The 11,569-nt window shown below is 71.7% G+C and carries 7 protein-coding genes; 2 read left to right on the forward strand and 5 right to left on the reverse strand.

The genetic code is table 11. The annotated features are described in order from the left end of the window. From AB0C96_RS29090 to AB0C96_RS29100, 3 genes are all read right to left on the reverse strand, one after another. On the reverse strand, positions 1–856 hold an 856-nt coding region (locus AB0C96_RS29090; RefSeq protein ID WP_362921343.1), incomplete at its 3' end, for an AMP-binding protein. An 81-nt stretch (positions 857–937) separates the two neighbouring features. Continuing rightward, positions 938–2,566 (reverse strand): cation acetate symporter, encoded by a 1,629-nt coding sequence (locus tag AB0C96_RS29095; RefSeq protein WP_362921344.1) that lies wholly within the window; start codon positions 2,564–2,566, stop codon positions 938–940. Continuing rightward, on the reverse strand, positions 2,563–2,997 hold the full coding sequence (locus tag AB0C96_RS29100) for a DUF485 domain-containing protein (RefSeq protein ID WP_362921346.1): 435 nt from the start codon (positions 2,995–2,997) through the stop codon (positions 2,563–2,565). The genes AB0C96_RS29095 and AB0C96_RS29100 overlap by 4 nt, the downstream gene beginning before the upstream one ends. 570 nt (positions 2,998–3,567) lie before the next feature. On the opposite strand from AB0C96_RS29100, the gene AB0C96_RS29105 reads away from it, so the two are divergent. Together AB0C96_RS29105 and AB0C96_RS29110 are read left to right on the forward strand one after the other, a co-directional pair. Further along, positions 3,568–6,405, forward strand: a complete 2,838-nt coding sequence (locus AB0C96_RS29105; RefSeq protein ID WP_362921347.1) for an AAA family ATPase — start codon at positions 3,568–3,570, stop codon at positions 6,403–6,405. 161 nt (positions 6,406–6,566) lie between these two features. Continuing rightward, positions 6,567–6,995 (forward strand): hypothetical protein, encoded by a 429-nt coding sequence (locus tag AB0C96_RS29110; protein WP_362921348.1) that lies wholly within the window; start codon positions 6,567–6,569, stop codon positions 6,993–6,995. Between the two features lie 318 nt (positions 6,996–7,313). Here AB0C96_RS29110 and AB0C96_RS29115 read toward each other — a convergent pair whose 3' ends face one another. Next, on the reverse strand, positions 7,314–10,205 hold the full coding sequence (locus tag AB0C96_RS29115) for a BTAD domain-containing putative transcriptional regulator (protein ID WP_362921349.1): 2,892 nt from the start codon (positions 10,203–10,205) through the stop codon (positions 7,314–7,316). 230 nt (positions 10,206–10,435) lie between these two features. Next, a complete protein-coding gene (locus AB0C96_RS29120) occupies positions 10,436–11,485 on the reverse strand; it encodes a polyprenyl synthetase family protein (protein ID WP_362921350.1) in 1,050 nt (349 codons plus the stop codon). Positions 11,486–11,569: the final 84 nt, after the last annotated feature.

Genomic DNA, 11,569 nt, shown 5'->3' on the forward strand with positions numbered 1-11,569 from the left:
ACACCTGGGTGAGGTAGCCGCCGGTGGTGTGCAGGATGCCCTTGGGCTTACCCGTCGTGCCGGAGGTGTAGAGGATGAACAGCGGGTGCTCGGCGGGGAAGGCCTCGGGCGCGTGGGTCTCGCTCTGCCGCTCGACGAGATCGTGCCACCACACGTCCCGGCCCTCGTGCCAGGCGGTCGGCTCGCCCGTACGGCGCACCACCAGGACGTGCTCGACGGTGGGGCACTTCGTCACCGCACGGTCGATGGCCGGCTTGAGGGCGGACGCCTTGCCCCGGCGGTAGCCGCCGTCGGCGGTGATGACCAGCTTGGCGTCCGCGTCCTGGATGCGGGCGGCGACCGCTTCGGCGGAGAAGCCGCCGAAGACCACCGAGTGCGGGGCGCCCAGGCGCGCGCAGGCCAGCATGGCGATGACCGCTTCGGGGATCATCGGCAGGTAGATCGCGACCCGGTCGCCCGCGTGCACGCCGAGTTCTTCCAGCGCGTTGGCGGCCTTGGCGACCTCGTGCTGGAGCTCGGCGTAGGTGATCGTGCGGCTGTCGCCCGGCTCGCCCTCGAAGTGGATCGCGACCCGGTCGCCCAGACCGTTCTCCACATGCCGGTCGACGCAGTTGTACGCGACGTTGAGGTGGCCGTCGGCGAACCAGGAGGCGAAGGGCGCGTCGGACCAGTCCAGCGTCTCGGTCGGCGCCACCGCCCAGCTGAGACGGCGGGCCTGCTCCGCCCAGAAACCGAGCCGGTCGGCGGCGGCCTTCTCGTAGGTGTCGGCCGTGACGTTGGCATCCGCCGCCAGGTCGGCCGGCGGGGCGAACCGCCGTTCCTCGTGAAGGAGGTTCGCCAGGCTTTCGTTGTTCACGACGTGCTGCTCCTTGCAGTCGTTCGTCGGGTGGGGACCACGTGGTGTGCTGCGGTGGCGACGGCGTCGCGGCGCAGGGGGTCAGTGCGCGCCGGCACCGGTGAGGGAACGGACTTCCAGCTCCGCGTACTTGTCCGGGTCGGTCTCGCGGGAGGCGAGGGTGCCCAGCCAGCCGGCCAGGAAGCCGATCGGGATGGAGACCAGGCCGGGGTTCTCCAGTGGGAACCAGTGGAAGTCCGCACCGGGCACCAGCGACGCCGGGGTGCCGGAGACGACCGGCGAGAAGATCACCAGCACCACCGAGGTCACCAGGCCGCCGTAGATGCTGCACAACGCGCCGGTGGTGTTGAACCGCTTCCAGAACAGGCTGTACAGGATCGTCGGCAGATTGGCCGATGCCGCGATGGCGAAGGCCAGTGCCACCAGCGCCGCGGTGTTGAGCTTGTCGGCGAACATGCTCAGTACGACGGCCACCATGCCGATCCCGACCGCGGCGAACCGCGCCGTTCTGATCTCCTCGCGCTCACTCGCCTTCCCCTTGCGCACGGCGTGGGCGAACAGGTCGTGGGCGAAGGAGGTGGACGAGGTGAGGGTGAGGCCGGCCACCACCGCCAGGATCGTGGCGAAGGCGACTGCGGAGGTCACCGCCAGCAGTGTGGCGCCCAGGGCGGATCCGGGGCCGCCGCCGAGCACTTCGGCCAGCATCGGCGCGGCCGTGGTGCCCGCCGGGTTGGCGGCCTGGATCGTCGAGTGCCCCACCAGCGCCGCCGCGGCGAAGCCCAGCACGAGCGTCATCAGGTAGAAGACGCCGATGAGGCCGATCGCCCAGTTCACCGAGGTCCGGGCGGTCTTGGCGGTCGGCACCGTGTAGAAGCGGACGAGGATGTGCGGCAGGCCCGCGGTACCCAGGACCAGCGCGACACCGAGGCTGATGAAGTCCAGCTTGGTGGTGGGGCCGGCGCCGTACTTCAGGCCGGGCGAGAGGAAGGCATGGCCCTTGCCGCTGGCCTCGGCCGCCGAGCCGAGGAGCGAGGAGATGTTCCAACCGAACTTGCTCATCACCAGAACGGTCAGCAGCAGCGTTCCGGCCATCAGCATCCCGGCCTTGACGATCTGCACCCAGGTGGTGCCCTTCATGCCGCCCACGACGACGTAGAGGATCATCAGTATGCCGACGCCCAGGATGATCCACTTCTTGGGCGCCTCACCGGAGACGCCGAGCAGCAGGGCCACCAGGGAACCTGCCCCGACCATCTGGGCGAGGAGGTAGACCACGGAGATCACGATGGTCGAGATGCCCGCGGCGGTACGCACCGGCCGCTGACGCAGACGGAACGCGAGGACGTCGGCCATGGTGAACCGGCCCGCGTTGCGCAGTGGTTCGGCCACCAGGACCAACGCCAGGACCCAGGCGACGAGGAAGCCGACGGAGTACAGGAACCCGTCGTACCCGAAGAGCGCGATGGTGCCGGTGACGCCCAGGAACGAGGCGGCCGACATGTAGTCGCCGGAGATGGCCAGGCCGTTCTGGAATCCTGAGAACGAGCGGCCGCCGGTGTAGAAGTCCGTGGTGCCCTTGGTCTGCCGGCTCGCCCACAGGGTGACGCCCAGCGTCGCCGCCACCACGACCAGGAACAGGCCGATCGTCAGCCCACGGCCGCCGTCCGCACCCGGGGCCGCCAGGGCTGTCTGCCGAAGGTGAGTGATCATGCCGCGGTCCCCTCCGCTGCGACGTGGCTGTGCGCACGGATCTGGGCCTGCTCGATACCGTCCTTGATCTGCTCCGCGAGCGGGTCCCGCCGGCGGTTCGCATGCCGTGTGTAGAGCCACGCGGCGAGGAAGGTCGCGGCGAACTGGGCGAGTCCGAGGAAGAGCGCGACGTTCAGATTGCCGACGACCTTGCCGGCCATGAGGCCGGGCGCGTAGCTGGACAGCAGGACGTACAGCAGGTACAGGCTGAGCACCGCGGTGGTCGCCACCGCGGCGAACACCCGCTGCGAGCGCCGGAGCTGACAGAACGGCTGGCCCTGCTGTGCTGTCCGGAACACCATGGCGGTGAGCTCGTCCGTGGCGGGCGGGGTTCCCGTGCTGCCGGGCGCGTCGGCCGTGGGGCTGCCGGGAGGGGAGGCGTGCGTGGTCATGGGCCTTTCCAGGTGGGACTCGGCGTGGCCCGGCAGTCGGACCGGCCACGGGGCGGTGGTGCTCACCGGTTCGCGGCGAACGGTGAACGGGCTCCCCTGCCGGTCGGTGAGCGGCATGGGACTCGGGTCGGCGCGGAGTACGGGACGGTATGAGCCGGCTCCTGACAGCCGCGCGGTGTTGCACGGCACCCGGTCGCATAACCCTTGTTCAGCCAAAGTCTGGGGCTGGACCGGCCACGATGGATGACGGGCCGTACCGAAGGATTAAGGGACCGCTTTACGGGGCACGCACCGAAAGATCTCGCGGCCGCGGTCCGTTGCGAGCTTTCCCGGCCCCTTACTGGAAAATTACCGATTCCTTACACACCGACGCCACCCTTCTGGGCAGAGCTGCCGGCCCCGGGGAACGTGACCCCCCGTGCACGTCGCCGATGGGCCGGCCGCTCCACAGCCAGGTAAGACAGCGTGTCCCCCGTCACCGGGATGGGGGCCGCCCTCCAGACAGTCGTGGTGTGACATGCCGACCAACCCCGCAGAGACCGCTCCCCACGCGGAACGGGGTGAGGTCCGGTGCTGATCGGGCGGGAACGTGAGCTGAGCGCGCTCGCCCGGCTGCTCGGGGACCCCTGGACCGGCGGTGACTCCGCTGTCATCAGCGGGGGTTGGGGGTGCGGGAAGACCGCACTGCTGCGGGCCGCCCTGGCGGACATCCGCCAGGACCCCGGAACCTGCGTCGTCTCCGCGGTCGCGGACCCGCTGGAGCGCGACCTGCCCTTCGGCGTGGTCCGCCGGCTCTTCGAGCACCTGGCCGCGGACGACCCGTCGGGTCCGCCGTTCCGCGACTGGACTCTGGACGCCGCCCGGGTACTCGCCCCCTGGGCGCAGCGGCCGGACGGGCCGGCGTCCACGGTGACCGGGCAGGACGCGGAGACCCTCGGCGACCTGTACCGGCGGTCCGTCCGACTGGCGGGTGAGAGACGGCTGTTGATCGCCGTCGACGATCTACAGTGGGCCGATCCGCACTCCCTCCTCTGGCTGCGGTACCTGCTGCGCAGGGCCGACAACCTGCCGCTGGTCGTCCTCGCCACGCTCGGTCCGGGGGATGCACATCCGCACGCTGCTGCCGTGGCCGCCGTCGAGCCGCTGTTCCAGCACCGGCTGACGCTCGACGGCCTCGCCGACGACGCCGTCGAGGCCCTGGCGACCCAGGTTCTGGGTGAGGCACCGGAGCAGCCGTTCACCGTCGCCTGCCGGCAGGCCACCGGCGGCAACCCCCTCCTGCTGCACGCCGTGCTGCGCGGGCTCCGGACTTCCGGGCAGCGCCCTCGGACGGAACTGGCGGATCGGATCACCGGCCATGTACCGGCCGACCTGGGCTCGGCCGTGCTCACCCGGATGCAGGAGGTCGATCCGCACGCCGTGACCACGGCCCAGGCCGTCGCGGTGCTCGGGGGTGCGCCGGGCATCGACCTGATCACGGGGGTCACCGGCCTGCCGGAGCCGGCCGTCGCGGACGCCGTGCACCGGCTGGTGGGCACGGGTTGGATGACCGGGACGGAGCACGGCCTGTCCTTCGTCTGCGACGCCCTGCCGGCGGCGGTCGCCGCGGTGGTGCTGCCGAGCCGGCGGAGGGACCTCCACCTCCGGGCAGCCCGGCACCTGCTGGCCCACGAGGCTCCGCTGCTGCGGGTGGCCGCTCATCTGCTGCTCAGCCCCCTGGGCGAGCCGTGGGTGCCGGAGACGCTCGGCCGGGCGGCGACGCTGGCCGCGGAGCAGGGCGACGACGCGCACGCCGCCGCCTTTTTGCGCCGCGCCCTGCGCGAGGAGCTCACGGCGGAACTGCGGGCCACCCTGCTGGCGACGCTGGGCGAACTGGAACTCACCTCCAGCCTCCCGGTCGCCGTCCGCAATCTGGAGCGCAGCCTGGAACTGTCCACGGACCCGGTGAAGCAGACCGCCATCGCTCGTAAGCTGGCCGGCGCGCTCCTGGCTCTCGACCGGCACCCCGACGCGCTGGAGACGTTGCGACGCACCAGCGAGGCTGTGCGGCGGACGGATCCCGCCCAGGCCATGCGGCTGGAGATCGACTTCATTCACACCAGCCTGAGTGAGGCGGCTTCGGCCCCGGCCGTGGTGCCACGGCTGATGGAGCTGGATGTCTCCGACGCGGCCGGCAGCCCTGTGCAGCGGCCCCTGGCCGCCCTGTTGAGCCTGCGTGCGGCCATGGCGGGAACGTCCACGCGGGAAGTGTCGGCCTTGGCCCGGCTCGCGCTCAGCCAGGGCATGACCCCGGAGGACGACGAGTCCATCGTCTACACCAGCGCGGTGATCTCCCTGGGAGCCGCCGGGGAGACGGAGTTGGCGCTGGCGTACGCCGACGCGGCCGTGCGGGCGGCGCACCCCGGGACCTCGCCCTTCCACTACGCCCACGCTCTCAGCACCCGGGCGAACATCCACTGCCGGCTCGGCCGTCTCGCGGACTGCCAGGCCGATGCGGAGGCCGCGCTGGGAGCACTCGGCAGTATCGGCGTCGGCCCGTGCAACGGCCTCAGCACGTTCGCGATCACGACGCTGGCGGAGACGCTGATCCGGCAGGGCGAGCTCGCCGACGCCGAGGACCTGCTGGTACGCGGCGACTTGAGCGGCCGGCTGAACGGCAACTGGATCAACGACTACGTATTGATGGTGCGTGGCTGGCTGCGCTGCGCCCAGGGGCGGTTGGAGGAAGGGCTGGCCGACTTCCTGCTGTGCGGTGAGCGGACCTGCGCCCGCGGGATGCCCAACCCCGGTTTCTTTCCCTGGCGTTCGGAGGCCGCGTTGGTGTACGCGGCGCTGCGGCAGGGCGAGGCGGCCAGGGCGCTGGCGGAGGAGGAGCTGCGGCTTGCCCGCATCTGGGGCGTGCCCGAGGTGACCGGGGTGGCCCTGCGCGCCCTGGGAGTGGTGGTCGGCGGGCGGGAGGGACTCGATCTGCTCGGCGAAGCCGTACGGCTCCTCGACGCCGCGCCCGCGCGGCTGCGGTACGCCCAGGCGCTGGCCGACTGCGGTGTCCTCGCCCGCAAGGTCGGCCGACTGTCCGAGGCTCGTGCGCACCTGCGGCGGGCCGTGAGTGTCGCCCATGAGTGCACGGCGACGTCGCTGGCCGATCAGGCGCTCGCGGAGCTGCGTGCTGCTGGTGACCGGCCGCGCACCCGGACGTTCCACGGCGTGGGAGCACTGACCCCCACCGAGCGGCGGGTGGCGGACCTCGCCGGCCGGGGCATGACCAACCGCGAGATCGCCCAGAGCCTCTTCGTCGGTCTGCGCACCGTGGAGGTGCACCTGACCAACGTCTACGGGAAGCTCGCCATCGACGGCCGCGCGGGGCTGACGCGCGCGCTGGCGAACGCCGTTCCGCAAGAGCAGCTATGACGGCTCATCAGCCATGACGGCTCATCAGCTATGACGGCAGATCAGCTGTGCTCCACAGCCCCGAAAAGTTTTCGGTGACGACCGCGACGTCACCGCGCGCCCCCGCACGTACCTTGATCAACTCCCCACCTTTCACGTTTTCCCCTACCGAGGAGAGACCCATGGGGCTCATCAAATCCACTACCTTGGCCCAAGTCGCCGAGGCCGTACGGCAATCCGACCCGCTCGCCCACCCGGTGGTGACCCTGGCCGTGGGGTCGGGACGCCATCCGCTCCTGTCCACGCTGCTGTCCTGCGGTATCGCCGACAACGACACCTTCTTCGTCACCCTCACCGACCGCTCCGTGCTGTTCCACGAGGTGGCATCGACGGGATACCGGCCGGGGAAGCTGCGGTACGACATGGAGCGCGAGCAGTTCCACACTCGGATCGACGAGGTCCGCCGGCGCCCCCTGTGGAGTACCTTCCGGTTTCGGTTCCCCGGGGAGACCAAGACTGCCTGGCTCAATGTCCGCCGCGCCTGGCGACCGGAGATGGACCGGTTCTTCGAGGCGCTGCACCGGCAGGACAGCCCGGGGCGCTCGTCATGAACTCACTTCCCCACTCCCGGCCGCCCCATAGCCGATGGATACCCCTGGCCCTGGCCCTGGCCGTGACCGTGGCCGTTACGGTGGCCGTCACCCTTGCCGTGGTCGGCGGCAGCGGTCTGGCCGGGTACGCGGCCGACTCCCCGACCCCGAGCCCCCCGCCGCCGAGCACCACGCCGCCGCTGCTACCTCTGCCGGACGAGAGCATGCCGGAGTGGCCCTGCCCGGAGGGAGGCCGGCTGCCGGACACCGTCGAGGTGAACTGGCCCGTCGCGGCCCCGGTGCACCCGGCGGCCGGGCCGGACGGAACGTCGGTGCTCGCTACCGGCTGCCGTCCGGTGCGCTGGGCGGGGCTGACGGGCCGGCCGCCGCGAGGCGGTTCATGAAGGCGCGCGCCCGCTCCTCGCCCGTAGGGTCGCCGAGTTGAGCCAGGGCGGCCGCTGCCTCCGCCGCGCACGTACGGGCCTGCTCCGGCCGGCCGACGGCGGCCAGCGCCGAGGCGAGGGAGAGCAGCGTATGGGCGCGCTGTGCGTGCAGTCCGTGCGCCCGGCAGACGTCGAGCGCCGTACGGTACTCCGTCACCGCTTCCTCGTACCGGCCGAGTGCCGCCAGAGCGTCGCCCAACACGCGTTGCGCCAGGGCGATGCCCACCGGATTGTCCCCGGGCGGGCAATGGGCAAGGGCGTCCCGGGCGGCGTCCAGCGCCTGGTCCGGCCGGTCGAGCGCGAGCTGGGCGCGGGCGAGGTTGACGGAGCACTGGGCGGCCATACCGGGCTCGCCGTTCGCGCACGCCAGGGCGTGCCCGTTCCGGAAGTGGCCGATGGCCTCGTCCAAGCCGTCCGGCCGCGCACTGGCGACCAACCCCATGGTGTACAACAGGCGTGGGGCCAGCACCCGGTCCGCGGGGTCGAGCGTCTCGTGGGCGCGGGCGGCCAGCGCGGCCGCCTCCTCGTGGTGTCCGATCCGCGCGCAGGCGGCGGCCGCCGTGATGCAGCTGAAGACGGTCGAAACCCGATCCCCGTGGTGGTCGGCGGCGCGCAGCAGCGTACGGGCCAGCTGACGGATGGGACCCCACGGCAGACAGAAGTCGGTGAACGGCATGAGCAGCGCCAGCAGACACGACAGGGTGCGGGTGTCCTCCGCGCTCACCGGTCGATAGGGGTGGTGGAGGATCTGCCCGGCGACGTTGAGCATCGCGGGGAGCTCGTGCAACACCCACTCCTGCGCGTGGAGCGCGTCGGTGAAGGCCGCGGCACCCGGCGTACCGTCCGGATCGGCGACATCGGGCAGCCGGCTGTAAGGCCGCTCGGCACGCACGGCGCTGCTCGTCCCGGTGAGATAGAAGCGGGCGATCCGGCTCAGGGCCGCCCCCCGCGTGGTGGAGGGGTCGGTGTCCAGGGTCCTATGGCGGGCGAACAGCCGCAGCAGATCGTGGTAGCGGTACCGGCCGGGTTCCCCGGGTTCCAGCAGACCCTGGTGGGTCAGGGACTCCAGGATCGCCTCGGCCTCCCGCCGGTCGCACTGGAGCACCGCCGCTGCGGCGGCCGTGGAGAGGTCGGGCACCTCGGGGATGGCCAGCAGCCGGAAGGCACGCGCCTCCGCGTCGTCCAGGCTCGAGTATCCGAGGTGGAAGACCGATTCGACGGCCAGGCTGCCGACCTCCAACTCGCCGAGCCGCTGCGAGCGGTCGCTGAGCCGCTCGGCCAGCGTCGCGAGCGTCCAGCGCGGACGGGCCACCAGGCGCGCGCCGACGACTCGGACGGCCAGCGGGAGCATGCCGCACGCCCACACCAGGTCGCTGGCGGTCTGCTGCTCCTGACGGCACCGCCCGCTGCCGGCCATCCGCTCCAGGAGGGCAAGGGCCTCCGGCTCGCTGAACGGTTCGAGTGCGGTGCGGGTGGTCGCCGGCAGGCACATCAGCGCCGTACGGCTGGTGATCAGCGCGGCGCTCCCCGCGGTACCCGGCAGCAGGGTGCTCACCTGCTCGGTGTCGGCGGCGTTGTCCAGCAGAAGCAGCAGCCGGCGGCCGGCCATCCGCGAGCGGTAGAGCGCGGTACGCTCCTCCCGCCCACTGGGCACATTGCCGGCCAGGACCCCCAAGGAGCGCAGGAACAACTCCTGCACCTCATAAGGATTCGCGGGCTCGCGTCCGGCCCCGCGCAGGTCGACGTAGAGCTGGCCGTCGGGGAACTGCTCCCGCACGGCGTGCGCGGCGTGCACGGCCAGCGCGGTCTTCCCCACGCCTCCCATGCCGTGGATCACGCAGACCACCGGAGCGGTGGCGTCCGTCCGTACGGCACCGGCCAGGGCGTCGCGCACCTGCCGGCTCTCCTCCCCGCGGCCGGTGAAGTCAGGGACGTCGGGAGGGGCCTGCGCCGGCGGCACCCAGGTCGGCCGGTCCGGCGCGGCGGCCGGTCCGGGTGCCGGGGACACGGCGGCCGCACCCGGCGGCGGCGCCAGCGTCGGATCCGCTTCCAGGATGCGCTGATGCAGGCGTACCAGCTCAGGGCCGGGATCCACGCCCAGCTCCGCGGCGAGGTGCCGTCTGGCCGCGGTGTACGCGGCCAGCGCGTCCGCCTGCCGGCCGCAGCGGTACAGCGCGAGCATCTGCAACGCACGCAGCTCCTCGCGCAACGGATGTTCGTCGGCCAGCGTGAGCAGTTCCCCGACGACTCGGGCGTGTCCGCCGAGCTGGAGCTCCAGGGTCAGCCGCGCCTCGGCGAGGAGGAGCCGGTACTCCATGAGGCGGTCCCGCTGCCGCTGGGCGTAGGGGCCGGGCACACCCGTCAGCGGAGTGCCGACCCACAGTGCCTCGGCCTCGGCCAGGATGCGGACGGCCGGCTCCAGATCCCCCTGGCTCCGGGCCGACTGCGCCCGGGCGTAGAGCCGTTCGGCCTGGGAGACGTCCAGCGCCCCGTCCGGCAGGTGCAGCGCGTAGCCGCCGGCGACGGAGACCAGGGCCTTGGGTCCGGCGGACTCGCTCTCCAGCACGGTGCGCAGCCGTGAGATGTGGTTGCGCACCGCGACGTGCGCGCTGGCCGGCGGCTCCGATCCCCAGACGTCCCGCACCAGCTCCTCCGCGGAGGCGACCTGGCCGCACCGCAACGTCAGTGAGGTGAGCACCGCACGCCGCTGTGCCGGTCCGATGTCCAGTTGCCGCTCACCGCGCCATGCCCTCAGCGGACCCAGCGCCGCGATCCGCAGTCCCCCCATGCCCCTCTCCAACGTTTCGACCCACGGCATCAGTCATCGATCCACCTGTCATCGGTCACTGACCGAGAACCGAGGGGCGGTCACTTGCCGGGAAGTTCTGCCGGTCGTCATTATCCCCGGAAGCGCGTGCGACGGCCCGGAGTGTCCACTGGTCGAAACAGGGCGTGGACACCCGGCTGCACCGCGTCGGCGATGATGCCTCCGACTTCCCACGGGCCGCCTTGTCCCCGTCACGCTCTGCGATGGATGAGGAAGGGCAGCAGTGCACGGATCTCGTCACATGCCGTCGGCTCCAGGTCGAGCGCTGTCAGGCAGTCGTGGGCCCGGTCGAGGTGCTGCTGGGCTTCGCTCTGGGTGGCGGAGCGCCCGCCCGCCTTCTCGATGAGATCGGCGGCGTGACGGGCGCCGGCGTCGTCCAGTGTCCCGCCCGATTCGAGAATCCATACGAGCTGCCGTGCGGCCAGGGTGTCCGAGGCCAGCGCCGCCAGGACGGGGTAGGTCTTCTTCAGCCGTCGCAGATCGTTGTATACCGGTTTGCCGGTGTCTTGCGGATCTCCCCAGATGCCCAACAGGTCGTCAACGGCTTGAAATGCCACCCCGAGATGCCGGCCGGCTCGCGTGAGACCTGCGACGGTCGCGGCCGGCGCGCTGGCGAGCACGGCGCCCAGACCGGTGGCACACCCGAGCAGAGCACCCGTCTTGTGCTCGGCCATCGACCGGTACTCGTGCACCCGGACCGCGTCCGGGCCCGTCCATGAACGGAACTCGAAGAAGAGGTCGTCGGCCTGACCCCGCGCCATGTCGTTCAAGGCATCGGCCAGGTGCCGCACCGCTGCTCCGCCTTGTGCCGCGGGGGAGTCGCAGAGGATTTGGGCAGCGAGGGCGCACATCGCGTCACCTGCCAGGACCGCGGGTCCGGCACCGTAGGTCTTCCATGTACTCTCCCGCTGCCGACGGGTCTCATCGCCGTCCATGATGTCGTCGTGCACGAGGGAGAAGGTGTGTACCAACTCCACGGCGACCGCACCGGCGACGGCGCACTCCGCAGGTGCTCCAACGGCCTCTGCGCAGAGCACCGTGAGTGCCTGGCGCACCCCCTTGCCCTGGGAGCCGGGGACCAAGCCGCCTTGCGTCCTGGTCCATCCGAGAGAGTGGGCTGCCATGTCGGCCAGCCACGGGTGGAGGCGCTCCACGGCCTCCACAAGCGCCGGTTGCACCAACTCGCGGCAGCGGGCCAGGGTCTGCGACGCGGCGGCCTGGGGCGCTGTAGCAGGCGTCATGATCGGGTGTGTCCTTTGGGTCTCGTCTTGTCCGCGATGCGGCCCCGCCGGCGGAGCCTCGGGGTGATCCCTCGTCCGTGCCAC

Origin of the sequence: Streptomyces sp. NPDC048506 (assembly GCF_040651315.1) — a bacterium.
Classification (GTDB): Bacteria; Actinomycetota; Actinomycetes; order Streptomycetales; family Streptomycetaceae; genus Streptomyces.

Coding starts and splice junctions, on each gene's coding strand:
- AB0C96_RS29120 (WP_362921350.1), bottom strand. CDS start 11,485: ATGACGCCTGCTACAGCGCCCCAGGCCGCCGCGTCGCAGACCCTGGCC.
- AB0C96_RS29115 (WP_362921349.1), bottom strand. CDS start 10,205: ATGGGGGGACTGCGGATCGCGGCGCTGGGTCCGCTGAGGGCATGGCGC.
- AB0C96_RS29095 (WP_362921344.1), bottom strand. CDS start 2,566: ATGATCACTCACCTTCGGCAGACAGCCCTGGCGGCCCCGGGTGCGGAC.
- AB0C96_RS29100 (WP_362921346.1), bottom strand. CDS start 2,997: ATGACCACGCACGCCTCCCCTCCCGGCAGCCCCACGGCCGACGCGCCC.
- AB0C96_RS29110 (WP_362921348.1), top strand. CDS start 6,567: ATGGGGCTCATCAAATCCACTACCTTGGCCCAAGTCGCCGAGGCCGTA.